At 68.9% G+C, this 24,994-nt stretch carries 25 protein-coding genes; 14 read left to right on the top strand and 11 right to left on the bottom strand.

Going from position 1 to position 24,994, the window contains the following annotated elements; all coding sequences use genetic code 11:
- Positions 1 to 52: 52 nt before the first annotated feature.
- The 3 genes from ccrA to mce all read right to left on the bottom strand — a co-directional run bounded on the left by ccrA (position 53) and on the right by mce (position 2,907).
- Positions 53 to 1,384 (bottom strand): crotonyl-CoA carboxylase/reductase, encoded by a 1,332-nt coding sequence (gene ccrA, locus OG555_RS00220; protein ID WP_329479954.1) that lies wholly within the window; start codon positions 1,382 to 1,384, stop codon positions 53 to 55.
- Positions 1,385 to 1,520: 136 nt separating this feature from the next.
- The gene (locus tag OG555_RS00215; protein ID WP_329479952.1) at positions 1,521 to 2,423 is read right to left on the bottom strand and encodes a sensor histidine kinase; all 903 of its coding nucleotides are present in this window, start codon (positions 2,421 to 2,423) and stop codon (positions 1,521 to 1,523) included.
- Between the two features lie 52 nt (positions 2,424 to 2,475).
- Positions 2,476 to 2,907: a methylmalonyl-CoA epimerase gene (mce, locus tag OG555_RS00210; RefSeq protein WP_329479951.1), complete on the bottom strand. Its 432-nt coding sequence runs from the start codon at positions 2,905 to 2,907 to the stop codon at positions 2,476 to 2,478.
- A gap of 116 nt (positions 2,908 to 3,023) precedes the next feature.
- On the opposite strand from mce, the gene OG555_RS00205 reads away from it, so the two are divergent.
- From OG555_RS00205 to OG555_RS00190, 4 genes are all read left to right on the top strand, one after another.
- The gene (locus OG555_RS00205; protein WP_329479949.1) at positions 3,024 to 4,238 is read left to right on the top strand and encodes an acetyl-CoA C-acetyltransferase; all 1,215 of its coding nucleotides are present in this window, start codon (positions 3,024 to 3,026) and stop codon (positions 4,236 to 4,238) included.
- On the top strand, positions 4,238 to 5,194 hold the full coding sequence (gene meaB / locus OG555_RS00200; RefSeq protein ID WP_329479947.1) for a methylmalonyl Co-A mutase-associated GTPase MeaB: 957 nt from the start codon (positions 4,238 to 4,240) through the stop codon (positions 5,192 to 5,194). The genes OG555_RS00205 and meaB overlap by 1 nt, the downstream gene beginning before the upstream one ends.
- 294 nt (positions 5,195 to 5,488) lie before the next feature.
- Positions 5,489 to 5,647 carry a hypothetical protein gene (locus tag OG555_RS00195; RefSeq protein WP_328519234.1) on the top strand — a complete coding sequence of 53 codons (159 nt, stop codon included), beginning with the start codon at positions 5,489 to 5,491 and terminating at the stop codon, positions 5,645 to 5,647.
- Between the two features lie 97 nt (positions 5,648 to 5,744).
- Positions 5,745 to 6,449, top strand: coding sequence for a PH domain-containing protein (locus OG555_RS00190; RefSeq protein WP_329479945.1), 705 nt, complete (start codon positions 5,745 to 5,747; stop codon positions 6,447 to 6,449).
- Between the two features lie 16 nt (positions 6,450 to 6,465).
- On the opposite strand, the gene OG555_RS00185 is transcribed toward OG555_RS00190, so the two are convergent.
- The 4 genes from OG555_RS00185 to OG555_RS00170 form a co-directional block, all read right to left on the bottom strand.
- Complete coding sequence (locus OG555_RS00185) at positions 6,466 to 7,740, bottom strand: RNA polymerase sigma factor (RefSeq protein WP_329479943.1); 1,275 nt, start codon at positions 7,738 to 7,740, stop codon at positions 6,466 to 6,468.
- Positions 7,740 to 8,087 (bottom strand): YciI family protein, encoded by a 348-nt coding sequence (locus OG555_RS00180; protein ID WP_329479941.1) that lies wholly within the window; start codon positions 8,085 to 8,087, stop codon positions 7,740 to 7,742. Before OG555_RS00180 ends, OG555_RS00185 begins: the two co-directional genes overlap by 1 nt.
- A gap of 72 nt (positions 8,088 to 8,159) precedes the next feature.
- On the bottom strand, positions 8,160 to 8,897 hold the full coding sequence (locus OG555_RS00175; protein ID WP_329479939.1) for a maleylpyruvate isomerase family mycothiol-dependent enzyme: 738 nt from the start codon (positions 8,895 to 8,897) through the stop codon (positions 8,160 to 8,162).
- 31 nt (positions 8,898 to 8,928) lie between these two features.
- Entirely contained in the window at positions 8,929 to 9,375 is a 447-nt protein-coding gene (locus tag OG555_RS00170) for a DUF4231 domain-containing protein (RefSeq protein ID WP_329479937.1), read from the bottom strand.
- Positions 9,376 to 9,407: 32 nt separating this feature from the next.
- On the opposite strand from OG555_RS00170, the gene OG555_RS00165 reads away from it, so the two are divergent.
- The 4 genes from OG555_RS00165 to OG555_RS00150 all read left to right on the top strand — a co-directional run bounded on the left by OG555_RS00165 (position 9,408) and on the right by OG555_RS00150 (position 14,724).
- Entirely contained in the window at positions 9,408 to 9,911 is a 504-nt protein-coding gene (locus OG555_RS00165) for a MarR family winged helix-turn-helix transcriptional regulator (protein ID WP_328519240.1), read from the top strand.
- A gap of 166 nt (positions 9,912 to 10,077) precedes the next feature.
- The gene (locus OG555_RS00160) at positions 10,078 to 11,751 is read left to right on the top strand and encodes an acyl-CoA mutase large subunit family protein (protein ID WP_329479935.1); all 1,674 of its coding nucleotides are present in this window, start codon (positions 10,078 to 10,080) and stop codon (positions 11,749 to 11,751) included.
- On the top strand, positions 11,672 to 13,561 hold the full coding sequence (locus tag OG555_RS00155) for an NAD-binding protein (protein WP_329479933.1): 1,890 nt from the start codon (positions 11,672 to 11,674) through the stop codon (positions 13,559 to 13,561). The genes OG555_RS00160 and OG555_RS00155 overlap by 80 nt, the downstream gene beginning before the upstream one ends.
- A 212-nt stretch (positions 13,562 to 13,773) precedes the next feature.
- A complete protein-coding gene (locus OG555_RS00150) occupies positions 13,774 to 14,724 on the top strand; it encodes a tetratricopeptide repeat protein (RefSeq protein ID WP_329479931.1) in 951 nt (316 codons plus the stop codon).
- 3 nt (positions 14,725 to 14,727) lie between these two features.
- Here the strand turns inward: OG555_RS00150 and OG555_RS00145 are convergent, their stop codons facing one another.
- Positions 14,728 to 15,174 (bottom strand): MarR family winged helix-turn-helix transcriptional regulator, encoded by a 447-nt coding sequence (locus OG555_RS00145; RefSeq protein WP_329479930.1) that lies wholly within the window; start codon positions 15,172 to 15,174, stop codon positions 14,728 to 14,730.
- Positions 15,175 to 15,275: 101 nt separating this feature from the next.
- Here OG555_RS00145 and OG555_RS00140 point away from each other — a divergent pair, with 101 nt between their 5' ends.
- The 3 genes from OG555_RS00140 to OG555_RS00130 all read left to right on the top strand — a co-directional run bounded on the left by OG555_RS00140 (position 15,276) and on the right by OG555_RS00130 (position 18,671).
- Complete coding sequence (locus tag OG555_RS00140; protein WP_329479928.1) at positions 15,276 to 16,295, top strand: SMP-30/gluconolactonase/LRE family protein; 1,020 nt, start codon at positions 15,276 to 15,278, stop codon at positions 16,293 to 16,295.
- A 73-nt stretch (positions 16,296 to 16,368) separates the two neighbouring features.
- Positions 16,369 to 17,253 carry a MurR/RpiR family transcriptional regulator gene (locus OG555_RS00135; protein WP_329479927.1) on the top strand — a complete coding sequence of 295 codons (885 nt, stop codon included), beginning with the start codon at positions 16,369 to 16,371 and terminating at the stop codon, positions 17,251 to 17,253.
- A 47-nt stretch (positions 17,254 to 17,300) separates the two neighbouring features.
- Positions 17,301 to 18,671: a hypothetical protein gene (locus tag OG555_RS00130; protein ID WP_329479925.1), complete on the top strand. Its 1,371-nt coding sequence runs from the start codon at positions 17,301 to 17,303 to the stop codon at positions 18,669 to 18,671.
- On the opposite strand, the gene OG555_RS00125 is transcribed toward OG555_RS00130, so the two are convergent.
- Positions 18,672 to 19,832, bottom strand: a complete 1,161-nt coding sequence (locus OG555_RS00125) for a citrate/2-methylcitrate synthase (protein ID WP_329479923.1) — start codon at positions 19,830 to 19,832, stop codon at positions 18,672 to 18,674.
- Between the two features lie 73 nt (positions 19,833 to 19,905).
- On the opposite strand from OG555_RS00125, the gene OG555_RS00120 reads away from it, so the two are divergent.
- Positions 19,906 to 21,045, top strand: coding sequence for a citrate/2-methylcitrate synthase (locus tag OG555_RS00120; protein ID WP_329479921.1), 1,140 nt, complete (start codon positions 19,906 to 19,908; stop codon positions 21,043 to 21,045).
- Positions 21,046 to 21,050: 5 nt separating this feature from the next.
- On the opposite strand, the gene OG555_RS00115 is transcribed toward OG555_RS00120, so the two are convergent.
- Positions 21,051 to 22,493 carry a flavin-containing monooxygenase gene (locus OG555_RS00115; RefSeq protein ID WP_329479920.1) on the bottom strand — a complete coding sequence of 481 codons (1,443 nt, stop codon included), beginning with the start codon at positions 22,491 to 22,493 and terminating at the stop codon, positions 21,051 to 21,053.
- 196 nt (positions 22,494 to 22,689) lie between these two features.
- Here OG555_RS00115 and OG555_RS00110 point away from each other — a divergent pair, with 196 nt between their 5' ends.
- Both OG555_RS00110 and OG555_RS00105 read left to right on the top strand, forming a co-directional pair.
- Positions 22,690 to 23,061, top strand: coding sequence for a YciI family protein (locus OG555_RS00110; RefSeq protein ID WP_329479918.1), 372 nt, complete (start codon positions 22,690 to 22,692; stop codon positions 23,059 to 23,061).
- Positions 23,062 to 23,152: 91 nt separating this feature from the next.
- Positions 23,153 to 24,397, top strand: coding sequence for an RNA polymerase sigma factor (locus tag OG555_RS00105; protein ID WP_329479916.1), 1,245 nt, complete (start codon positions 23,153 to 23,155; stop codon positions 24,395 to 24,397).
- Between the two features lie 66 nt (positions 24,398 to 24,463).
- Here OG555_RS00105 and OG555_RS00100 read toward each other — a convergent pair whose 3' ends face one another.
- The gene (locus OG555_RS00100; protein WP_329479914.1) at positions 24,464 to 24,979 is read right to left on the bottom strand and encodes a MerR family transcriptional regulator; all 516 of its coding nucleotides are present in this window, start codon (positions 24,977 to 24,979) and stop codon (positions 24,464 to 24,466) included.
- Positions 24,980 to 24,994 lie beyond the last annotated feature (15 nt).

The raw sequence follows: 24,994 nt of genomic DNA, 5'->3' as shown, positions 1-24,994 counted from the left end.
TGTAACCGCCCAATCGGCCCGGTGCGGAACCGGCGGCGCAGCTCTTGGCAAACTACCTGTCGCGGAAGCGATTGATCGCTTCCTCATGCTGTGCCCGCAGTTCCCGGTCCCGAACCCCGAGACCTTCGGCCGGCGCCAGTGTCAGCACGCCGACCTTGCCCTGATGCAGGTTGCGGTGGACGTCGTACGCGGCCTGGGCGGTCTCCTCGAGCGGGTAGACCCGGCTGACGGTCGGATGAACCATGCCCTTGGCAATCAGCCGGTTCGCCTCCCAGGCCTCGCGATAGTTGGCGAAGTGCGAGCCGATGATCCGCTTCAGGTTCATCCACAGGTAACGGTTGTCGTACTCGTGCATGAACCCCGATGTCGACGCACACGTCACGATCGTCCCGCCGCGCCGGGCGACGTACACCGACGCCCCGAACGTCTCCCGCCCCGGGTGCTCGAACACGATGTCGGGGTCGTCCCCACCGGTCAGCTCGCGGATCCGTGCCCCGAACCGCTTCCACTCCTTCTGATCCTGGGTCACCGGGTCCTTCCAGAACCGATATCCCTCGGCGGACCGGTCGATGATCAACGACGCCCCCATGGCGCGGCAGATCTCCGCCTTCTCCGGCGACGACACAACGCACACCGGGATCGCCCCGCCGTTCAGCGCGAACTGGGTCGCGTAGGAACCCAGTCCACCGGACGCGCCCCAGATCAGGACGACGTCGCCCTGCTTCATGTTCGCGCCGTTGGCCGAGACGAGCTGCCGGTACGCCGTACTGTTCACCAACCCTGGAGACGCGGCCTCCTCCCAGGTCAGGTGGGCCGGCTTCGGCATCAACTGGTTCGACTTCACCAGCGCGATCTCGGCGAGCCCGCCGAAGTTCGTCTCGAAACCCCAGATCCGCTGCTCGGAGTCGAGCATCGTGTCGTTGTGCCCGTCCGGGGACTCCAGCTCCACCGACAGGCAGTGGGCGACCACCTCGTCGCCGGGCTTCCAGGCGTTCACGCCCGGACCGGTGCGCAGGACGACGCCGGCCAGGTCGGAGCCGACGACGTGGTAGGGCAGGTCGTGGCGGGCGGTCAGCGGCGACAACTTCCCGTACCGCTTCAGGAAGGAGAATGTCGACACCGGCTCGAAGATCGACGTCCAGACCGTGTTGTAGTTGATCGCGCTCGCCATCACCGCGACCAGCGCCTCGCCCGGTCCGAGCTCGGGCGTCGGCACGTCGTCGAGATGCAGGCTCTTGCGCGGATCCTTGTCCTTGCTGTCCAGGCCCTCGAACATGCCCGCCTCGTCGGCGTGGACGGTGATGCCGCGGTAATGGTCCGGTACGTCGAGCTCGCCGACGGCCGCGGTGTCACCGGCGAGGATCGCGTCGAGGATCTGCTTCACGTCGTACCTCCTGCAGCGGCGGTCAGTGTGAGCGGAACTTACCGCTGAGTATGCACGTCTGGCTGTGCCCTGTAACACAGCCGGCGGCGGGTGAGACGACCGTCACTTTTGCAGTCCACCGTTGTCAGTGGTCTTATCACCGCAGGCGCGTGTGCAACCGCACCTGGGTGAAGTCGTCCCCGGACCGCAGCTGGACCAGATCGCAGAGCTGGTTCGCCAGCCAGACGCCGCGGCCGCCGAGCCCGTCGAGCGGCGGCAGCACGCGCCCGACCAGGAGGTCGTCGATCCGGCCGCAGTCGGCCACGTCGCAGATCAGCGTGCCCTCCGCGATCCACACGGACAGCGTCCCGCTGCCGCCGCCGAACCGGATGCTGTTCGTGCAGACTTCGTGCAACGCCAGCTCCAGGTCGTCGAGCCGGCCCCCTGACACGCCGTACGACGTCGCCACCGCGTTGACCCACTGCCGAACCTGACCGAGGTCGGCCAGCCCGAACTCCCGCCGCTCGGCCCGATCCGGTACGTCGCTCAGCGCCGTACGGAATGTCTTCTCCGCAAGGGCTTCCGCGCCGGAGTGGGTGGCGGTCGGGTCGATGCCGACGGACGCATCGTAGGGGCAGCGCAGCCGGAACGACCGGGCGTCCGCGAACGCGATGTCCAGCAGCGCCTCGTGCAGCGGCGCCTCCTCGTACTCGGGTGCGCTCCGGCCGACGTAGGCCGGCTCACCCAGGCCGCGCAGCGGGCGGCCCGGGTGCTCCTCGAGCGCGTCGCGCCAGAGTGGGATCAGCCGGGCTGGGTTGCCTCCGGCAACGGTCATGTCGATGAAGGCCACCTGATCGCGCGCCGCGCCGAGGCCGTCACGCAGCAGCGCGGTCTGCTTGGGTGGCAGCACGGCCACGATCGATTCCCCCGCCGCCAGACCGCCTTGCACGAACGGCACCGCGAGTCGCACGAACTCCTCGTCCGACGCGTAGACGAAGGCGTCGTGCTGGAACCCGGTCGGCGTACCGCGCAAGGAGTCGGTGGCGCTGTCCTTCAGCACCCGAACAGCGTAGTCCGCTCCGGGTGACTCAGCGGTGTGTCGGCGCGTGCCGTCACCCCCTGTTCGAGGCCGGTGGCTCCACGAGTTCGACCAGGACTCCGCCGGCCGATTTCGGGTGGATGAAGTTCACCCGCGACCCACCCGTGCCGCGCTTCGGAACGTCGTACAGCAGCTGAGCGCCGCGTTCGCGCAAGGTCGCCGAGACGGCCTCGATGTCGCCGACGCGGTAGGCGAGCTGCTGGATGCCCGGACCGCGCTGCAGGAGGAACTTCGCGATCGGCGACGCGTCCGACAGCGGCGCCAGCAACTGGATCGACGAACCCGAGTCGCCGACCGACAGCATCGCCTCGCGCACGCCCTGCTCCTCGTTGATCTCCTCGTGCGCGACCGTCATGCCGAACACCTCGGCGTAGTACCGGACGGCTTCGTCGAAGTCGGCCACCGCGACCCCGACGTGGTCGATCGCATCGAAGAGGGCTTCCATGACGTCAGCCTGGCCCAGGACGGTGCTGGGAGGCCATCGAAAGTGGTCGAGCTGACACGACCTGTGTGACTTGATCGACAGCGGCGTACCAGTGCTGTCGCAGGTATCGTGACAACATGTCTGACGCCACCCGCAGTTCACAGCACACCAGTGTCATAGTCGCCGGCGCACGCACCCCGATCGGGCGGCTGCTGGGCGGCCTGAAGGGCTTCACCGGCGCCGAGCTCGGCGGGTTCGCGATCAAGGGCGCCCTGGCGAAGGCCGGCGTCGCACCGGACCAGGTCGAGTACGTGATCATGGGCCAGGTGCTGCAGGCCGGCGCCGGTCAGATCGCCGCCCGGCAGGCCGCGGTCAAGGGCGGCATCCCGATGAACGTCCCGGCCATCACGATCAACAAGGTCTGCCTGTCCGGCCTGAACGCGATCGCGCTCGCGGATCAGCTGATCCGCGCCGGCGAGTACGACGTCGTCGTGGCCGGCGGGATGGAGTCGATGACGAACGCGCCGCACCTGCTGCCGAAGTCCCGCGAGGGCTTCAAGTACGGCGATGTGCCGCTGGTCGACTCGATGGCGTTCGACGGGTTGTGGGACGCGTTCACCGACCAGGCCATGGGTGCGCTGACCGATCAGGCCAACAACGACGGCTTGAAGCTGACCCGCGAGGAGCAGGACGAGTTCAGCGCCCGCTCGCACCAGCAGGCCGCCGCCGCGTGGAAGAACGGCGTGTTCGCCGACGAGGTCGTCCCGGTCGAGGTGCCGCAGCGCAAGGGCGACCCGATCGTGGTCGACAGCGACGAAGGTGTCCGCAGTGACACCTCGGCGGAGTCGCTGGCCAAGCTGCGGCCGGCATTCGGCAAGGACGGCACGATCACGGCCGGTTCGGCGTCGCAGATCTCCGACGGCGGGTGTGCCGTCGTCGTGATGAGCAAGGCGAAGGCCGAGGAGTTCGGACTGAGCTGGCTCGCCGAGATCGGCGCGCACGGTTCGGTCGCCGGACCGGACTCGTCGCTGCAGAGCCAGCCGGCCAACGCGATCGTCAAGGCCTGTGGCAAGGAGGGCATCGAGCCCACCGCGCTGGACCTCATCGAGATCAACGAGGCGTTCGCCGCGGTCGGTATCGCGTCCGCGCGGGAGCTGCGGGTCGACATCGACAAGGTCAACGTCAACGGTGGCGCGATCGCGCTCGGCCACCCGATCGGTATGTCCGGCGCCCGCCTGGTGCTGCACCTCGCGCTCGAGCTGCAGCGGCGCGGCGGAGGCGTCGGCGCGGCCGCGCTGTGTGGTGGCGGCGGCCAGGGCGACGCCCTCATCGTCCGGGTCCCGAAGAGCTGATGCCGCGCCGGACCGCGCCGGTCTCGGAGCTGGTCGAGCGTGCCCGGGAGGGTGACTCCCGGGCCGTCGCCCGACTGATCTCGCTGGTCGAGGACGAGTCGCCGCTGCTGCGTGAGGTGATGGCGGCGCTGTCGCCGTACGCCGGGAACGCGCACATCGTCGGTATCACAGGCTCGCCGGGGGTCGGCAAGTCCACGTCGACGTCGGCGCTGGTTTCGGCGTACCGCGAGACCGGGAAGCGCGTCGGCGTACTCGCGGTGGACCCGTCGTCGCCGTTCTCCGGGGGAGCGTTGCTGGGGGACCGGGTGCGGATGCAGGACCACGCGACGGACACCGGGGTGTTCATCCGGTCGATGGCGTCGCGGGGGCATCTCGGTGGGCTGGCGTGGACGACGCCGCAGGCGCTGCGGGTGCTGGACGCGGCCGGGTTCGACGTCGTCCTGGTGGAGACGGTCGGGGTCGGGCAGTCCGAGGTGGAGATCGCCGGGATGGCCGACACGACGCTCATCCTGCTCGCGCCGGGCATGGGTGACGGGATCCAGGCGGCCAAGGCCGGGATCCTCGAGGTCGGCGACATCTACGTCGTGAACAAGGCGGATCGCGACGGCGTGCAGAGCGTGACCCGGGATCTGCGGGCCATGCTCGCGCTGGCCGAACGAGGCGAGGGCGCCTGGACTCCGCCGATCCTGAAGACGGTTGCCTCGCGCAACGAAGGGGTCGCCGAGGTGGTGGCCGCGATCGAGGACCGGCTCGGCTGGATGCAGGCGAACGGGGTCCTCACCGAGCGGCGCCGGGGTCGCGCCCGGGACGAGATCGAGGCGATCGCGATGACCGCGTTGCGGTCCCGGTTCGCGCACCTGCACGGGGACGCGCGGCTGGACGTGCTGGCGGCGAAGGTGGCCGATGGGGACACCGACCCGTACAGTGCCGCCGACGAGCTGATCGCGGCCCTGTGATTGCGGTCTCGGTTGGAACACTCGACCACGGAGTGTCACAATGTGTCTTCGCTTTCGTTCATCGGTTGTTGTGCCGAATTCGGGCAAATGCCGCACATTTTCCGGCGGGCGTCATGATGCGCCGTCTCATGGCGGCGCGCCGGTGGGTGCCATGGCCCCGAATCCGTTACAGAATGGACCTTGTAGCTGGTGAGCATTGTGCGGTGGGCTGTGTTCAGTCAGTGACAATTGGTGACGGTCCGTGATACAACACAAACACAGTCGATCGAGTGGTTGCGAACGAGGAGTGGTGACATGCCGAAGAAGCTGTTGATGTGGTCGGTCATCGCCTTTGCGGCCTTCTATCTGTTCACTCAGCCGACGAACGCCGCCAACGCTGTGGGAGGCGCGTTCTCGGCCATCGGCAACGCGTTCGACAGCGTGATCACCTTCCTGAGCGCGCTGTTCAGCTGATCTGCGGTTCGAGTGTCCCGTTTCGAGCAATCGTGCGGGACACTTGGCTGTAAGGGACGCGGCAGGGCCGACAGCGGGGCTGACAGGGAGTGAGTGGATGGCCGGAATAGGCCTGTTCCGGATCTTCGACCCGAAGGTCCGGCGCCATCTGATCTCGGACGAGGGCGAAGTCGTCATCGACGAGGTCCGGCAGCACTGGGTGGTGTACGGGTTGCCGATGCTCGAGGTCGCGCTGGCGGCCACCCTGCTGGTGGTGCTGGCGACCACCTCGATCGGCGGCACTCAGGTGCTGCTGGTGATCGTGCTGTTGCTGCTGTCGCATGCCTTCTGGCAATTCCTCACCCATCACCGGGACCGGTTCGTGGTGACCAACATGCGGGTCATGCGGATCCGTGGCGTCTTCTCCCAGAGCATCGCGACCACCCCGATCGCGCGAGTCCTCGACATCACCCTGAAGAAGCCGAGCATCGGCCGGATCCTCGGCTACGGCCACTTCGTCTTCGAGTCGGCGGCGCAGGATCAGGGCTTCCGGGAGATCAGGTGGGTCAGCCGCCCGGACGACCGGGATCTGACCATCCAGCGAGTCATCCAGCGCACCGGCCTGCGCGCCGCGGCGAGCGTCGACGTGCTGGAAGGCGACGAGGACTCCGACGACGACGGCACCGGCCCGATCGGGATGGACTCGGCGCAGGAGGTCACCACCACGGTCGCGCCGGCCCATCACGCCCGGCCGCCGGCCCCCACCGGCCCGAAGTCGATCTTCAACAGCGAACGCGGCAACTGGACCGACGACAGCGACTGAGCCGCTGCGTGCCGGCTCAGCTGGTCGGCGGGTGCTCGGCTGCTCGTGACTGCTCGGCGGCGTGCCGGCGGAACAGTGCGCGGCGGCGCTCCCGATGCGCACGTTCTGGGTGATTGGCCGGGGCGCTCGCCAGGGCCTCATCCAGTTCCGGGACTGCCTCGGCGTACCGTCCCTGCCGGGCCAGCAGTTCGCCGCGGATCGCATGCCAACGAGGACTTCGCGGTACGGCGTCCAGTTGCGCCAAGGCTGACGTGACGTCGCCGGTCTCGGCCGTCGCCACAACCTGGCCCAACTGCGCTGCCGGGCTGGGCGCGATCTCGACGAGCAGTCCGTACAGGCGCTGGATCTCGCGCCAATCCGTCGCAGTGTAGCCGGGGACGCGGTCGTGCTCGGCGGCGATCGCTGCCTGCAGTTGATACGCGTCAGCCTGCCGATTCGATCGCTGCAGTGAGTCGTTGAGCAGGGCGACCCCGCGAGCGATCAGGTCCGCGTCCCAGCGGCCACGGTCTTGCAGATCGAGCGTGACCACCTCGCCATGCTCGTCGAGGCGGGCCGGCCGGCGAGCCTCGGTGAGGAGCAGCAACGCGAGCACGGCGGACGGCATCGGCTGATCGGGCAGCAGGCTGTGCAGCAGTTCGCCCAGCCGGATCGCCTCCGCACAGACGTCCACGTCGTACGCCGCCTCGCCCTCGACGGGGGCGTGGCCCGCGGTGTAGAGGCTGTGGATCACCGCGCACACGGCTGGGAGGCGGTCGGGGAGCTCCGCCTCGGTCGGTACGCGGTACGGGATGCGGGCAGCGGCGATCTTCTGCCGGGCACGGGTCAGCCGCTTGGTCGTGGCGATCTCAGTAGTCAGCAGTACGCCGGCGATCTGGGCGGAGGACAGGCCGCACAGCGTGCGGAGGGCGAGCGCGACCCGGGTCGGCGGTGAGAGCGCGGGATGGCAGCAAGTGAAGATCAACCGCAGCAGATCGTCCTGCACCACGTCGTCGGCCTCGAGTTCCTTGGTCGTCGTGAGCTCGATCAGCTCCGAGCCGTCCCGCTCCTTACCGGCCCGGGCCTGCTCGCGGCGGATGATGTCGATCGCCTTCCGGCGGGCCGTCACGGTCAGCCAGGCGCGCGGCTCGGGCGGTACGCCGGTGACCGGCCAGGCGCCCAGCGCCGCAAGAGTCGCCTCCTGGACGGCGTCCTCGGCGAGCTGGACGTCACCGACGGTCCGGATCAGGGTCGCGAGGATGCGGGTCCCCTCGATCCGGATCGTCTCGGCGACCGCGTCGTACCGCTGGTCCACTACCTGGCCAGGATCACCGGCCGGACCTCGACCGCGCCGCCCCAGGCCGCCGGGAGCTGGGCCGCGATCGCGACCGCTTCCTCCAGGTCCTCGGCGTCGATCAGGTAGTACCCGGTCAGTGCTTCCTTGGTCTCGGCGTACGGTCCGTCGGTCGTGATCACCGGTCCGCCGCGGGCGCCCTCAACCCGGACGACGGTCGCCGTCGAGGTCGGGTGCAGGACGGCGCTCGCCTTGATCCGGGCGGCGTTGTCCACGGCGAACTGCCGGTACTCGGCCAGCTCGTCCGCCTGCTCAGGCGCCCACCAGTCCACGTCCGCGGTGTAGGTCAGTGCGAGGTACTGCGGCATCGGAATCCTCCTTCTGCTGAGACCACTGTGGTCCCTCAGGAAAGGAACGAACAGGCAGACCCGCGGAGGACATCAGCCGGTGGCTTCCTTGAGCCGGCCCCGGAACGCCCGTACGACGTCCTCGTCGCCGGCGGTCTGGATGACGTCGTCGGCGACGCGACCCCAGAGCCAGAGGTAGACCGGCATCGGCTCCCCGAAGATCTCGGCGTCCGCGTCACCCTCGGCTCCCTGACGGATGTCGACGCTCGTGCTGTCCGCGCGGATGGTCCAGGAGCGCCCGGCGGCGGTGATGCGCACGGTCGCGTCGATCGGGTGGGCTGTGTCGCCTTCCTCCCACCACGGGCCGCCCAGGTTCGGATAGAGCAGCTCGTCGATACCGTCGAGCGCCAACTCGGCGTCGATCGGCGTGACGACCGCGTGCGCCTGCTCGACGTCGATCCGGTGCACCACGCTCTCCAACGCCATCCGCCGGTACCAGAACCCGGAGGTGGTGTCGCGCGGGCTGAACGTCCATGTCTCGAGCCCGGTGCCCGCCTTCTCCAACGCGTCGACGATCGCCGCTCGAGCCTCGTCGTACCACTCGAACGTCTCCCGCCCGCTGAAGTCCGGCGGCCACTTCTCGGGCCGGGCCCCCAGCCGCAACACCTCGACCTTGTGCACGTAGACCTGCGCCACATGCCGCACCACCGACTCGACCGTCCACCCCGGACAACTCGGCACGGCGGCATCAAGCCCCATCCGCGCAACCTCACCCAACCGCGCCGACTCAGCCCGAACGTGCGCCAGGTAGATCTCCGCTGACAAAGTCATGCCCAGACCCTGCCAGATCCCGTAGACAGTTTCAGACACTGCGCTGCTTGAGCGCGGCCTCCCAGTCCTCCGTCTCGGTATGACTGATCTCGACGACCCGCTCGGTCAGCAGCTTGCTCGGCTCGGCGGCGGTCGCGTACCGGCCGGCGCGCTGGACGTAGAGCCACGCCTCGTTGCGCAGGTCTTCGGCGGTTCGGCGATAGGTCGGATAGGAGTCCTTGAACCCGAACAGGGTGCGGATTCCCTCCGCCAGCGCGATCACGCCGCCGAGCGCGGGAGCCAACCAGGTGGGGGTGTTGATCGCGGCCGAGATCGCGATGAACAGGGCCGCGACGAGCTGGACGGTGCCGAGCCCGCGGTAGGCGATGCGGGCGCGGTCGGCCTGCCGGTGATACCAGCGAAAGCGGAGGGTGATCAGCTCTTCCGCGGGCGCGTCGGTGCCCAGCGCCGGGAAGTCCGAATCTCTGAGGGTCGCCATGATGTGCCTGGTCTCCAGCTAACCTTCGGCTCATGGCGAGGAAGAGGGCGTTGCCGTTCGATCCGATCGAGGAGGCATCGCGGCAGTGGGGGCGGCGGTGGGGGGCGGTCGAGCAGATGCGGGCCGTGACGTCGCTGATGCGGGCCCAGCAGATCGTCATCGGCGAGCTGGACGAGATTCTGCGCAAGCACGGGTTGACGTTCGCGCGGTTCGAGGCGCTCGTGCTGCTCACGTTCTCCCGGCGCGGATCGCTGCCGCTGGGGAAGATGGGGGAGCGGCTGCAGGTCCATCCCACCTCGGTGACCTCGATCGTACGGCGGCTGGAGGCGGCCGGACTGGTGACCCGGACGCCGCACCCGGACGACGGCCGCGCCGTGCTGTGCGAGATCACGCCCGAGGGGCGTGAGCTGGTCGAGCGCGCCACCGCTGATCTGGTCGCTGCCGACTTCGCCCTGTCCGGCCTCACCGACGAGCAACTCGAGATGCTCTGGTCCGTTCTCGAACCCCTCCGCCACAACGCCGGCGACTTCACCTGACCAGCGGGTCCCGGATCCCCACGCCATCACAACGAGCTGCTCAGCGCCCCGCCACGCGGCGCTCGGCCGCCGCGGCGCGATTGTGATGGCCTGGCGGTCCGGTACCAGTTGGAAATAGTTGGACATCCTAGTATTTTGGGAACCAGTCCCCGAGGAGGTCTGACTGATGGATGCCGAGCAGATTGCCGCCGGCCGGAGCCGGTGGCAGCAGCGGTACGACGCGGCACGCAAGCGGGAGGCGGACTTCACCACGCTGTCCGGCACCGAGGTCGAGCCGGTCTACGGGCCTCCCGACGGCGTCGCCGACCCGCGGATGGAGCGGATCGGGTGGCCCGGGGAGTTCCCTTTCACCCGCGGTCTGTACCCGACCGGGTATCGCGGCCGGGCCTGGACGATCCGCCAGTTCGCCGGCTTCGGCAACGCCGAGCAGACCAACGAGCGGTACAAGATGATCCTGAACGGCGGTGGCGGCGGCCTGTCGGTCGCGTTCGACATGCCGACGCTGATGGGCCGCGACTCCGACGAGCCGAAGTCGCTCGGCGAGGTCGGCCACTGCGGCGTCGCGATCGACTCGGCCGCCGACATGGACCGGCTGTTCAAGGACATCCCGCTGCAGGACGTCACGACGTCGATGACGATCTCCGGTCCCGCCGTACCTGCATTCGTGATGTATCTGGTCGCGGCCGAGCGGCAGGGCGCCGACATCAGCAAGCTCAACGGGACGCTGCAGACCGACATCTTCAAGGAGTACATCGCGCAGAAGGAGTGGCTGTTCCCGCCGGAGCCGCACCTGCGCCTGATCGGCGACCTGATGGAATACTGCGCGTCGACCATTCCGGACTACAAGCCGCTCAGCGTCTCCGGCTACCACATCCGCGAGGCCGGCTCGACGGCCGGACAGGAATTGGCCTACACACTCGCCGACGGCTTCGGGTACGTCGAGCTCGGGCTGTCCCGCGGTCTCGACGTCGACGTGTTCGCGCCCGGCCTGTCGTTCTTCTTCGACAGCCACCTGGACTTCTTCGAGGAGATCGCCAAGTTCCGCGCGGCCCGGCGGATCTGGGCCCGCTGGCTGCGCGACGTGTACGGCGCGAAGACGGACAAGGCGCAGTGGCTGCGGTTCCACACGCAGACGGCCGGGGTGTCGTTGACGGCGCAGCAGCCGTACAACAACGTCGTACGCACGGCAGTCGAAGCGCTGGCCGCGATCCTCGGTGGGACCAACTCGCTGCACACCAACGCGCTCGACGAGACGCTCGCGCTGCCGAGTGAGGAGTCGGCCGAGATCGCGCTGCGCACGCAGTCGGTGCTGATGGAGGAAGTCGGGGTCACCAACGTCGCCGACCCGCTCGGCGGCTCCTGGTACGTCGAGGACCTCACCGACAGGATCGAGGCGGAGGCCGAGGAGATCTTCGCCCGGATCAAGGAGATGAGCCCGGACGAGACGATGACCGGCGGCATCCTGCGGGGCATCGAGGACGGCTGGTTCATGGCCGAGATCGCCGACGCCGCGTTCGAGTACCAGCAGAAGCTGGAGAAGGGCGAAAAGAAGATCGTCGGCGTGAACACGCTGACCGACACGGTTTCCGGCGAGCTGGAGATCCTCCGGGTCTCCCACGAGGTCGAGGTCGAACAGTGCCGGGTGCTCGCGGCGCGCAAGGCCCACCGCGACGAGGACCGGGTACGCCGTACGCTAACGGCTCTGGTGGAGGCGGCCAGGGGCACTGGCAACCTGATCGAGCCCATGCTGGAGGCAGCGCGTGCGGAGGCCACGATGGGGGAAATCTGTCACGTTCTTCGGGACGAGTGGGGGGAGTACCGAGAGCCCGCCCGATTCTGAGGAACTGCCGGCCCCAACCGTCGAGGCGGTCGCCCAGGCCGCGATCGGTCCACTCGACGGGCGCAGTGTGGTCGTCTGTGGTTCGGACCGCACCATGCTGCGCGTCGTCACGGAGCTGGTGAGTTCTGGCGAGCGCGTGACCGCGATCGTCAACCCGGCCTCGCGGCATTACGACCGGATCAGCGAGCTGGGTGCGCAGGTGATGGGCGTCCGGGTCGTGAGCGAGGGACTGCTCCGCCGGGCCGGGATCGACGCGAACGACGGGAACTCGTCGACCGCACGAGCCCTCGTGCTGCTGGACACCGACGACGTCCACAACGTCCACACCGCACTGACCGCGCGCGAGATGGATCCTGAGCTGCGCATCATCGTCCAGATGATCAACCCGCGGCTGGGTAAGCAGTTGCACAGTCTGCTCGGCGACTGCGTGGTGATCTCGGGGCCGTCGCTGGCCGCGCCGGCGTTCGTCTCGGACGCGCTGGAGGACGACGAGCTCACCTGGCTCGAGATCGGCGGCCGGCGGCTGGTCGCCGGTCAGGCCGACCTGATCCGGGCACCGCATCTGACCGTGCTGGCCGACACCACCTCGTCGGCGACGCCGGAGCTGCTGCCGCTGTCCACCTCCGACCCGGAGGGCGACATCGTGCTCGGCACCGGCGTACGGTCCGTGTGGCGGACCAAGGATGTCCGGCGGGCCGGCTGGCTGATGGGAGTCCGCGACATCTTCGACCGGCGGGTCCGGCGGATCGCCGCGGTGATGGCCATCCTCGTCCTCGGTGGCACGGTGCTCACGCATTTCATCGCGAGGGTCGAGTGGTTGCGGGCCCTCTACCTGGCGGCCGGCGCGGTGACGTCGGCAGGCATCGAGGACAACACGTTCTCCGATGCGGCTCCATGGGCAAAGGTGGCGGCCGTCCTCGTGCAGCTGACCGGCATCCTGCTGATGGCGCTGCTGACCGCGGTGATCGTCGACTCACTGATCGGTGCCCGGTTGTCGCGGGTGATCGGCGGGGTGCGGGGGCGGCCGCGTAACCATGTGGTCGTCTGCGGCCTCGGTACGGTAGGCGCCCGGGTGCTGGAGATCCTGGCCGAGCGCGGGGTCGCGGTGGTCGGCGTCGAGCAGGACGACGACGCGCCCGGCGTACAGACCGCACATCGGCTGCGGATCCCGGTGGTGATCGGTGACAGCAGCAACGAGGAGACGTTGCGGTCGGCCGGCGTACAGCGGTGCCAGTCGGTCCTCGCGATCACCGATGGCGACATCACCAACCTGGAGTCGGCGATGGTGGTGCGCGATCTGAACCCCGACGCGCGGATCACGATGCGGATGTTCGACCACGACCTGGCGCAGCGGGTCGAGCGGCAGCTCGGGCTCGGGCACAGCCGGTCGGTGTCGATGCTGGTCGCGCCGGCGATCGCGGCCGCGGTGGCGAACCGGCGCAGTCAGGTGACGGTCCCGGCCGGTCGGCGTGTTCTGCTACTTACCGAGGTCACCGTCGAGCCTGGCTCGGTCGCCGTCGGCCTGCGGCTGGGCGAGCTGGACGAGGCGGGTGGGCTGCGGGTGCTCGCCCGGCAGGACACTGGGTCGTCGGCCCGGCAGGACGCTGGGTCGTCGGCCCGGCAGGACGCTGGGGCACCGGCTCGGAAGAACGCGGCGGCGCCGGCTCGGGAGGACGCGGCGGCGACCTGGGACTGGAAGCCGGCCAACGAGCGGGTGCTCCGGCCGGGCGACCGGATCGCCGTCGCCGGCACCCGCAGCGGCCTCGCTCGGCTCCTCCTGGCGACCCGGCCGCAGCACCGTTCGGCCTAAGTCCTCACCACCGGACCTCCGCACGTCATCTCCGGCGCCCAGGTGGGCACCTCGCTGCGTTGGAGGGCAGGGCACGATGAACCCCGCATCGAGCCCCGCCCTCCGCCTTGCGATGCACCCACCTGGACACCGGAGCTGTCGCACGGATTTCCGGTGGCGAGCACTGTCATAGAGGATGGACCTGTGAACGTGAACGGAATGCGAGGGCAGTCGTGAGTCAGTCGAACTTCTCCCGTCCCGGGGCGATCGATCTGTCGTCCCTGCGCAAGCCCGCCGGACCGGGCGGCCCAGCCGGTCCGGCCGGTCCCGGTGCGCCGCCCGGCGGCGGTGGTGTCGCGGGGTCGTACGTGCTGAACGTGAGCGAGCCGACCTTCCAGGCCGATGTGATCGAGCGGTCTCTACAGGTGCCGGTCGTGGTCGAGTTCTGGTCGCCGCGCTCGGAGGCTTCGATGGCCCTGGGCCCGGTGCTGGCCCGGCTGTCCACCGAGTACGCCGGCAAGTTCCTGCTGGCCCGGATCGACATCGACGCGAACCCGCAGCTGGCCCAGGCGGTCGGCGTCCAGACGGTGCCGCTGGTGATCGCCGTACTGCGCGGTCAGGTGGTCCCGCTGTTCCAGGGTGCGGTGGGGGAGCCGGAGGCGCGGCAGTACTTCGACCAGCTGCTCACCGTGGCGGTCGCGAACGGCATCACCGGCCGGGCCGATCCGGTCGGGCCTGCGGACGCTGTGTCCGACGACGAGGAGGAGCCGCCGCCGAACCCGCGGTACGAGAAGGCCGAGAACGCGGTCGGCGCGGGTGACCTGGACGGCGCGATCGCGGCGTACGAAGAACTGCTCAAGGAGACGCCGGGCGACGCCGAGGCGAAGTCGGGGCTGGCCCGAGTGCAGTTGGTCCAGCGGACGCAGGACGTGCCGGCCGAGGTGCGGACTCGCGCGGCCGATGACCCGTCGGACGTCGAGGCGCAGATGCTGGTCGCTGACGTCGACCTGATGGGCGGGCACATCGACGACGCGTTCAACCGGCTGATCAGCACGATCCAGGTGACCGCGGGCGACGAGCGGAACACCGTCCGGCTGCACCTGCTCGAGCTCTTCGACGTGGTCGGCGCCGACGACGACCGGGTGATCAAGGCGCGCCGGCGGTTGATGGCCGCGCTGTTCTGAGGTTCAGCTCTTCAGGATCGGGTCGGTGGTGAGCGCCGTGGAGACGCGGGCGAGGAGGGCTCGGAGGGTGTCGAGCTCCTCCTGGCTGAAGGCCGCGGCCAGCCGGCGCTCGACGCCTGCCGCGCGCTCGTCGGCCTGATCCAGGGCCTTGCGGCCCGCCGGGGTCGGGCGGGTCTCGATCACGTGCTTGTGCAGCGGATGCGGGGTCCGCTCGATCAGTCCTGCCGACTCCAGGTTGCGCAGGATCGTCGTCATGGTCTGCGGCGTGACCGCACATCTGCGGGCCAGCTCCGCGGCCGAGATGCCGGGCTGCTCGTCCAGCACGAAGAGGGCGGCGTACTGCGGCACCGTGAGGCCGGCCGGCTTCACGGCGGCCGCTTTGGCCGATTGCAGCTCTTGCTCGACCCGCTTGAGGTGACTGCCGAGCCGCTTGTCGAAGGACATCCGCATGCGGACCATGGTACGAATCGCGTTGGCTATATATGCATTGACTAGCATCAGAGCTCTGATTAACCTCTGTGTTCGTATCCGCTCACGAGAGAGGTTCTTTCATGAGGTTTCGTCTGCTGGCGGTTCTGCTCACGCTGACCGCCGTACCCGCTTCCGCGGCCGCGGCCGCTCCGGCCGGCTCTGCTGACCTTGCGTCTGCTCGTCCGGCGGCTGCTCTCTCGGCGTCCGCTTGGCCGGTGGAGATCGACGGCCGGACCGCCGACCGCTACCCGGAGGGGATTGCCTGGGACCCGACCCGGCAGGCCTTCCTGATCGGCTCGATCGCTACCGGCCGCATCTCGGTCGTCCAGCGGGACGGCTCGGCGCGCGTGCTGGCCCAGGCGCCCGGCGTCTCCACCTTCGGCCTGCACGTCGACGCCGTACGCAACCGCTTCCTCGTCACGTACGGCGACATCGGCAACGGCGAGCGCTCGTCGGACGCGACGGCGTACAAGCAGTCCGGTGTCGGGATCTACAACCTGCGCACCGGCCGGCTGGAGCGCCGCGTCGATCTCAACACGACCCGGCTGAACCCGGCCGGCGGCCGGCATGGTGTGAACGACCTCGCCATCGATGCCGTTGGCAACGCTTACGTCACGGATCCGGCGGGTGACGCGATCTACAAGATCACGCCGCTGGGGCGGGCCTCGGTCCTGGTCCGGGACGATCGGCTCCGCAGCGACACGATCGGCGCCAACGGCATTATCTGGGACTCGGCCGGCTATCTGGTGACAGTCCGCTACGACACCGGCCAGCTGTTCCGGATCTCTTCGGGTGGCCGGATGTCTGAGGTTGCTGTTGGCAAGCGTCTGGTAGGCGGCGACGGGCTGGCACTCACCCCGGACCAACGATTGGTTGCCATCACCAACAAGCTCGGCGCTCCCGGTGTCGAGGCCGCGACGGTCCTGACGAGTCGTGACAACTTCCGCAGTGCTCAGGTGCGGTCGACCGAGGCATGGCCGGTCCCAGGTCCGACCACGGCCGCGGTCACGCCCCACGGCATCTACGTGCTGAGCGGCCGCATCGACGTCCTGATCGGCGGTGGCCGGTCCGACGAGTTCACCATCCGCCGGCTCCCTTGATCCTTGGCGCTGGCCGGAATCGGACAGCGTGAACTCTTGTAATCAGGCGTGTGCCGCTCTGAGAATAATTCACATGACCGCTCTCGCCGAGTCGCCGCCGCCGAGTCTGGAAGCGCGGATCCACGGTCTGCTGCCCGCGCTCAGCCCGGCGCAGGCCCGGATCGCGACCGAGGTCCTGCGTGATCCGGCGGCGGTGGCCTCGTCGACGATCGGCCAGCTCGCGGCCCGGTGCGGTACGTCGCTGCCGAGCGTCACCCGGTTCTGCCTCGCTCTCGGCCTGTCCGGGTACGCCGAGCTCCGCCTCGCGCTCGCGGCCGAGAGCGGGCGGAGCAGCGACAGCTGGGAGCGGGGGACCGGGTCCGAGGTCGGGCCGGACGACTCGCTCGACGACGTCCTCCGGACGCTGCTGCGCGCCGACACCCGCGCTCTCGAGGACACCGTCGCATCGCTCGACGTCGACGCGCTCGGGCGGGCGGTCCGGGCGATCTCCGACGCCCGCCGGATCGATCTGTACGCCGTCGCCGGGTCGGCGTCCGTCGCCGAGGATCTCCGCCTCCGGCTGCACCGGATCGGCCGGGCCGCCAGTACGTGGAACGACGTCCACACCGCGCTCGCCAGCTCGGCGCTGCTGGGCATCGGCGATGTCGCGATCGGCATCTCGCACAGCGGCGAGACGATCGAGGTCCTCGAGCCACTCGGCCGGGCGGGCCGGCAGGGCGCGACGACTGTTGCCATCACCAACTATCCGCGCTCGCCGCTCGCACGGATGGCGGACGTCGTCCTGGTCACCGCCGCGCGCGACGTCACGTTCCGGACCGGCGGTCTGTCCGGCCGGCATGCGCAGATGATCGTCCTCGACGCCCTGTACCTGGGAGTCGCCCAGCGCGACTACCCCTTGGCGGAGCAAGCCTTCGACGCCACCGCCGACGCCGTCGCGGACCACCGCCGACGGTCCTGAACCTCCCGCCTGCCCGCTCCACTCGACCCGCCCTTCGAAGGAGAACCATGCAGAGCCCACACCGCAGCCTCGGCCCCACCCGCCGCTCCCTCCTCCTCGGCGCCGGCGCCACCGCCCTCACCACCGCAGCCGCCGGCACCCTCCCATCGGCCGCCTCAGCCGCTGGCGCTGTCTCGCCCGCTGCCGTCCCCTCACCGGACGAGCTTCCCCTGACTGGTGGTGCCGAGTTCCCGATCGGGTTGTTCTGGCCGCCGCATCCGTACGCGAGTACGGCGGAGCGGTACGCCGAGATCAAGTCCGCCGGCTTCGACTTCATCATCTCGGGCAACTACGCCGGCGACGGCAACATCTTCCAGTACCAGCTCGATCTCGCCCGCACCGCCGGACTGCAGATGCTGATCTCCGACGACATCCAGATCCGCAACATGTCGCGCTGGTTCTCGATCTCGGACAACACCGCCGACTTCCTCAGTGTCACGCCGGCCGAGGCGAGCGCCCTCTACATCCGCGCCCGCGACGCCTACGGCCCCTACTCGTCGCTGGCCGGCTTCAATCTGTACGACGAACCCGGCGCGGGCTGGTTCGGCACGCTGGCGAAGGCGGTGGCGATCTCGCGCGAACTGGCGCCGGGACTGCTGCCGTACATCAATCTGCTCCCGTCCGACGACCCGGCGTACTACCGCACCTTCGTCGACGTGGTGAAGCCGTCACTGATCTCGTTCGACCGGTACCCGCTGCTGTCCGAGAACCGCGAGGACGCGAACTACTTCCACAACTGGGCGATCATCCGGGACGCGGCGCTGCACGGCGACATCCCGTCCTGGGTCTTCATCCAGACGCTTGCCTACAACAACCACCGCGAGCCGACCGCGGCCGAGCTGCTCTGGCAGATCAACATCAGCCTGGCGTACGGCGCGAAGGGCATCCAGTACTTCACCTACTGGACTCCCGAGGCTGCTCGCGGCGAAGGATTCGGGCCGGCGCTGATCACCGTCGACGGCCGCCGTACACCGCGGTACGCCGCGGCGCAGAAGATCAACACCACGTGGCTTCACCAAGTCGGCCGCGAGCTCAAGCCGCTCGTCTCCGAGTCCGTTGCCCACGCCAACGAAACTCCGCTGCCCAACGGCGCTGTCGGCTTCACTCCCACCAACCTGGTCACCGGCGTCTCGGGAAGCTCGGTGGTCATCGGCACCTTCCGTTCGCGCGACACCACCTCCGCCGACCGCTGGCTACTGGTCGCCAATCGCTCGCACAGCGCCCGCGCCCAAGCCGTCGTCACGCCGAACCAGCAGACGGTTGCGTCCGTCGGTCTTTTCCAGCCGGTTAGCCAGACCTACACGGCTCGTCCGGTCGCCCCCATCCCGTTCGACCTGGCACCTGGTGCCGCCACCCTCGTGAAGCTCGGCGCCAAATAGTCAGCTGATCGGGCCGGTGTAGACACCCATAGCACGGAAGCGGAGGGCTGGGGCCGCGTACTCCTCCAAGGCGTGCGCGGTCCAGCCGATGATGCGGGCCAGGGCGAAGAGCGCATCCCCGGCGTCGGGCCGGAAGTCGTAGGCATGCATCATCGCCGCGATCGCCAGATCGCTGTTGGGGAAGCCCGGTGTCCGGGCAGTGACCTTGGCGATCGTCTCGACGATCGGATGGTCGTCGAGCAGCCCCAGCAACACTTCGGCGCGCGGGTCGCTCTGCTGGTAGATCTTGTGTCCGAAGCCGGGGACCGGTTCCCCTGATCGCAACTGATCCGACAATGCTCCCAGCGGATCCCGCTGAGCCCGCTGCAGGAACTCGTAGGCCAGAGTCGGCGCGGCTCCGTGGTACTGCCCGTCCAATGCCCCGAGCCCCGCCGACACGACGGCGTACAGGTTCGCCCGGGCACTGGCGGCCACTCGTGCCGCAACCGTCGAGACGGCCAGCCCGTGATCGGCCAGCAGGATGAGCGCCGCGTCGAGCACCTCCGGCCGTGGCTGTTGGGGGGACAACTTCGGCCAGAGCCTCGCACCGACTGTGTCCCGGGCGGATGCCGTCGGGCCGGGCAACGCCGTGACCAAGGTCCCGAGAAGCTTCTCGGCCGCTGCGGTCACGGAGCCGGGGGACAGGTCGAAACGCAACGGATCAGCAGCTCCCAGTACGGCGACCGCCACGCGGAGCTTGTCCGTCAAGCGTGCTGTGCTCGGGACCACCTGCATCGCGTCTCGCGCCAGCTGCACCGACTCGCGCTGCACCGGGAACTTCGGCTGTTCGCTGAGCTCACCGGTCCACAGCAGGTGGGCGACCGCCTCGACGGTCCACTCGGTTGCGAGCTCACGGACCGAATGACCGCGGTAGTACAGCTCGTCGTCCTGCAGCAGGGTGAGCTCGGACTCGATCCGCTCGACCACTCCGGAGTGCTCGACGGACCGGCTCGCCAGCCGCTCGACGTCAGCTACGGCGAACAGGCTGCCGCGTCGCCCCCGAGCCCGGACGCTGGTGAGCAGGCCGCGGCTCACGTACGCATAGATCGTCTCCGGTTTCACCTGCAGCCGGCGCGCGACCTCGGCCGTGGTCAGGTAATTCTCGTCACTCTGCGGTGGCATCCGCGCTCCTCCGAGCGTTCATGTTGACTGGATCAATATTGACAATAGTTGATTGCATGTCAACTCTGAAGATATGTCAACAACAATCAATGTTCCGCCCGGCCTCCGCAATGTCGTCGTCACCGAGACGACCCTCGGCGACGTCCGTGGTGACGAAGGGTTCTACCACTACCGCGAGTACTCGGCGATCGATCTCGCCAAGTCGAAGACGCTGGAAGACGTCTGGTTCCTGATGTTCGAGGGCCACCTCCCGACCGCCGCCGAGCGCGACAGGTTCCTTGCCGAACTCGCGCCGCTCCGCGTCCTGCCCGACGAGGTGCTGGCGGTCTTGCCCGCGATCGCGACCGCGGGACCGTCGTTCAACCCGTTGGCCGGTCTCCGCACCGCGTTGTCGCTACTCGCCGCCGTACGCAAGCTTCCGCCGCTGTGGGACGCCGACCCGGCACGCCGGAAGGCCGACGCGATGCTCGTCTGCGCGGTGACGCCGACCATCCTCGCTGCGCTCTACCGCCTCCGCGAAGGTCAGCCGCCTCTGGAGCCCCGGCCCGACCTCACCGCCGCGGCCAACTGGCTGTACCTGGTGACCGGCAGCGAGCCGAGCGCCGTACAGGCCGCAGCGATCGAGCACTACCTGGTCGCCACCGTGGACCACGGGTTCAACGCGTCGACCTTCACCGCGCGAGTGATCGCGTCCACGGGCGCCGATGTCGTCTCCGCCGTTGCCGGAGCGATCGGAGCCTTCTCCGGCCCGCTTCACGGCGGCGCACCGGACCGTGCACTCGCCAGCCTCGACGAGATCGGCACCCCGGACCGGATCGACTCGTGGGTCCGCGAGAAGGTGTCCGCCGGCGACCGCATCATGGGCTTCGGACACGCGGTGTACCGGACCGAAGACCCCCGCTCGCTGATGCTGCGCGACATCGCCCGCGGCCTCGGCGGAGACCTGGTGGACTTCGCGACCACGGTGGAGCAGCGCATCGTCGACGTACTGGCCGAGCTCAAGCCGGGCCGCAACCTCTACGCCAACGTGGAGTTCTACGCCGGCGTCGTGATGGAGCTGTGCGGCCTCCCGCGCGCCATGTTCACTCCGACGTTCGCAGTCAGCCGCATCATCGGCTGGTCCGCCAACATCCTCGAGCAGTCCACCGACCCCAAGATCATCCGCCCGATCGCGATGTACGTCGGCCCGCAGCCGCCGGTCCCGGTGCCGTAGGGCGGTCAGGCGGCGCGTTTGAACCGCATGGTGCCGTCGGCAACCGGACTGAAGCGAAGGACGACGAGGTCGCGGGGGTAGTTCTGACGGAGGCGCCAGGGGCCGGTGGAGCCCTGGCGCGGGAGGATGGCCGCGGCCCGCCGGATGTAGCCGGACGAGAGGTCGACCACGGGACGCGCGGGAGCGTCGTACTCTGCCGGGTCGATCTCGGGGACGCAGATGCTGGTGCCGGTGGCGGCCAGGTGGTTGAGCAGGCGGCACACGTACTGCGAGGTCAGGTCGGAGCGCAGCGTCCAGGAGTTGTTCGTGTAGCCGATGCACCAGGCCAGGTTCGGTACGCCGCTCAGCATCATGCCCTTGTAGACGAAGGTGTCGTGCGGGTGCACCGGCCGGCCATCCACCGTGACCTCGATCTTGCCGAGGGCAACCATGCGGAGGCCGGTCGCGGTGACCACCAGGTCGGCCTCGAGCTCCTGACCCGACCGCAGCCGCAGACCGGTCGGCGTGAAGGTCTCGATCTCGTCGGTGACCACAGAGGCCGAGCCATCCCGCAGTACCTCGAACAGGTCCGCATCCGGCACCAGACACAGTCGCTGGTCCCATGGCTTGTAGTGGGGAGTGAAGTGCGGGTCTACGGGGATCGACTCCGGCAACTGCTTGGCCACTGTGCTGTTGAGGAGCCACGCGGCGTGTGCCGGCCATTTCCGGAACGCACTGTAGAGCGCCGTACTCAGGGCGACGTTCTTACCGCGGATGAGCCGGTGTGCGAGCTTCTCGGGCAAGAGGGCGCGCAGTCGGTCCGAGAACGCGTCATGCGCAGGCCTGGACGCCACGTAGCTCGGTGTGCGCTGCAGCATCGTCACGTGCTCCGCCGTACGAGCCATAGCCGGCACAAGCGTCACCGCGGTCGCACCGCTGCCGATGACAACTACGCGCTGACCTGTGTAGTCCAGGTCCGCGGGCCACTGTTGCGGATGCACCACGCGCCCTTGGAACTCGCTCTGCCCCGGGAAGTCGACCACATAGCCCGAGTCGTAGTCGTAGTACCCGCTGCACACATACAAGAACGAGCAGGTGTACGAGCCCTGGCTCGTCTCCACCGACCACTGCGCGTCCCCCGACGACCACGACGCCCGTACGACGCGCTCACCGAAGCGGATGTGCTTGTCGATGCCGTAGGTGGCGGCGGTCTCGTGCAGGTACTCCAGGATCGACGGTCCGTCCGCGATCGCCTTGGCTGCCTTCCAGGGGTGGAACGGGAACCCGAGCGTGAACATGTCGGAGTCCGAGCGGACCCCGGGATAGCGGAAGAGGTCCCAGGTGCCGCCGATGCTGTCCCGGGCCTCCAGGATCGCGTACGTCCGATCGGGGCTCTGCGTCTGGAGCCGGTAGGCCGCGCCGATCCCGGACAGTCCGGCGCCCACGACCAGGACGTCGAAGTGCTGCATGACTGCCTCCTGGATGCCGGTTGAGTTCCTGGTCCACGGTAGGCGAGACCGGGAGGATGGTGCTGTCCGTATCCGCCGTGTCACGTGAGGTGAGCCGGGATGATGAGTGAGAAAGTCGTTGCCGGAGCTGTCGATTCCGTTTGGCGTCGTTCGTCAGCAAGATGTCCAGTAAGAACCTTAGACAAGGGAGCCAGAGATGGCGCAGTACATGTTCCTGCTGTTCGACAGCGAAGAGTGGTACGACAACGTCACGGCGGAGGAGTGGCAGCAGGCGATGAAGCTGCACGGCGCCTTCGCAGAGGCGGTCGAGAAGGCCGGGGCGCGGATCCTCGGTGGGGAGGCGCTGGAGCGGTCGAGCACGGCCAGCACGGTCAAGCAGCGCGAGGGTGCCGAGCCGCTGGTCACCGACGGCCCGTTCATCGAGACCAAGGAGGCTCTCGGCGGCTACTACGTGATCGAGGCCCGCGACCTCGACCAGGCGCTCGAGCTCGCCAAGATCTGCCCGTCCGGCAACGTCGAGGTTCGCCCGGTGATGGACACCTCGATGGACTCCGGGCCGTCTGTCTGACCATGCCCGCCGGCCGGGTACACCGACGGTCTTCGTCGTCGGCGTACCCGTCGGGCCTGGGCCGGCGGGGATCGAAGGGGGTTGGCCGGGGGTGAACGAAACCGGGGGTGCACTGTCGGCGGTCGAGGTCGCCCGGGTGGTCGATCGGGCGCACCGGGAGAGCTGGTCGACCGTGCTGGCGTCAGTGGTGCGGCTGACGCGGGATCTGGATCAGGCGGAGGACTGCACGCAGGACGCGTTCGTGCAGGCGTTGCGGACCTGGCCGGACGGGATCCCGGCGAACCCGGGTGGATGGCTGACGACAGTGGCGCGGCGACTCGCGCTCGACGGGTTCCGGCGCGAGACGAACCTGCGACGGAAGCTGCCGTTGCTGGTGGAGGATCCGGTCGCGCCGGGGGACGAGGAGCAGCCGACGGATCCGCTGCGACTCGTGTTCACCTGCTGCCACCCGGCCTTGGCGCGGGACTCGCAGGTGGCGTTGACGTTGCGGCTGATCTGCGGCCTGACTACCCGGGAGGTGGCGGCTGTGCTGTTGATCAGCGAGTCGACGGCGGCCGCGCGGATCACCCGGGCGAAGAAGAAGATCGCCGCGGCCGGCATTCCGTACCGGATCCCAGCGGATCACGAGTTGCCGACGCGGTTGGACGTCGTACTGACGGTTGTGCATCTGGTGTACACGGCGGGACATGTTGCGGCCGGGCCGGAGTTGCGGCGGACGGATCTGACCGGGCGGGCGGTGGAGCTGGCGCGGATGCTCGTGCGGTTGATGCCGGACGAGCCGGAGCCGCAGGCGTTGCTGGGGTTGCTGTTGATGACGGAGGCTCGCGGGGATGCGCGCGTGAGCGAAGACGGGGAGCTGGTGCTGCTGGCGGATCAGGACAGGTCGCGGTGGGACGCGCGGCTGCTGGCGGAGGGAGTGTCGAGAGCGACGGCCGCTTTGCACCTGGGGCAGGGACGGTTCGTGTTGCAGGCGGCTGTCGCCGGGCTGCATGTGACCGCGCCTTCGTGGGAGCGGACGGACTGGACGCAGGTGGTCCGGATGTACGACGCGATGATGCTCAGCTGGCCGACCCCCATCGTCGCGCTCAACCGGGCCGCCGCGCACAGCCTCGTCCCCGGCGCCGACCTCGAGGCGGCCCTCGCCGAATTAGATGCCCTCAGCAAGGAGACGGCGCTCGCGTCCTACGCCTACCTCCCGGCAGCCCGGGCCGACGTGCTCGTCCGCCTGGGACGCACCGACGAAGCAGCCGACGCCTACCAGACCGCCATCAGCCTGACCGCCAGCGAAACCGAACGCCGCTTCCTGACCCACCGGCTCGCCACTCTCACCGGCTGACCCGCCCATCACTCACCAAGTCGGCCTGACGCACGCATCACTTTCCAGGCCGGCCTGACGCACGCGTCACCTGCCAGGTCGGCCGGGAGCCCAGAGTTGGTCGGCGTCGCCGGCTTCCAGGCGACCTCGGTAGACGTCGATCTTGTGGTCGATGAGTTCGAGGTTCTCCTGCAGTTCGGCGAGTTTGGTGAGCACCTCGGCGCGATGGGTCTCGAGGAGTTCCAGGCGATCCTTCTCGTTGCCTCGGCCGGCGGTGACGAGTTCGGCGTACTGGCGGATGGTTCTGATCGGCATGCCAGTGGCACGGAGCCGGGTGCACACCTTGATCCAGTCCAGATCCAGCTGGTGGTAGCGGCGCCGCCCGCTCGCGGTGCGGTCAACGGTTGTGACGACCAGGCCGGCACGCTCGTAGTACCGCAAGGTATGCACGCTCACCCCAGTCCGCGCCGCAGCCTCGGCAATAGTCACCCCGGCTCCACCAGCCGCAAGCGAGTCGCGGCTCGTGTCGGTCTTGCCGGGCTCGTGGGAGTCGGGGGTTGTCGCGGGCTCGGCGGGATTTGAGGGGGGTTTGACTTCGAGCACGCTCTAAATTCTAGC

Origin of the sequence: Kribbella sp. NBC_01484, assembly GCF_036227145.1 — a bacterium.
Classification (GTDB): Bacteria; Actinomycetota; Actinomycetes; order Propionibacteriales; family Kribbellaceae; genus Kribbella.
Note: the sequence above shows the minus strand (reverse complement) of the source record. Positions and strands in the feature narration are given on the sequence as shown.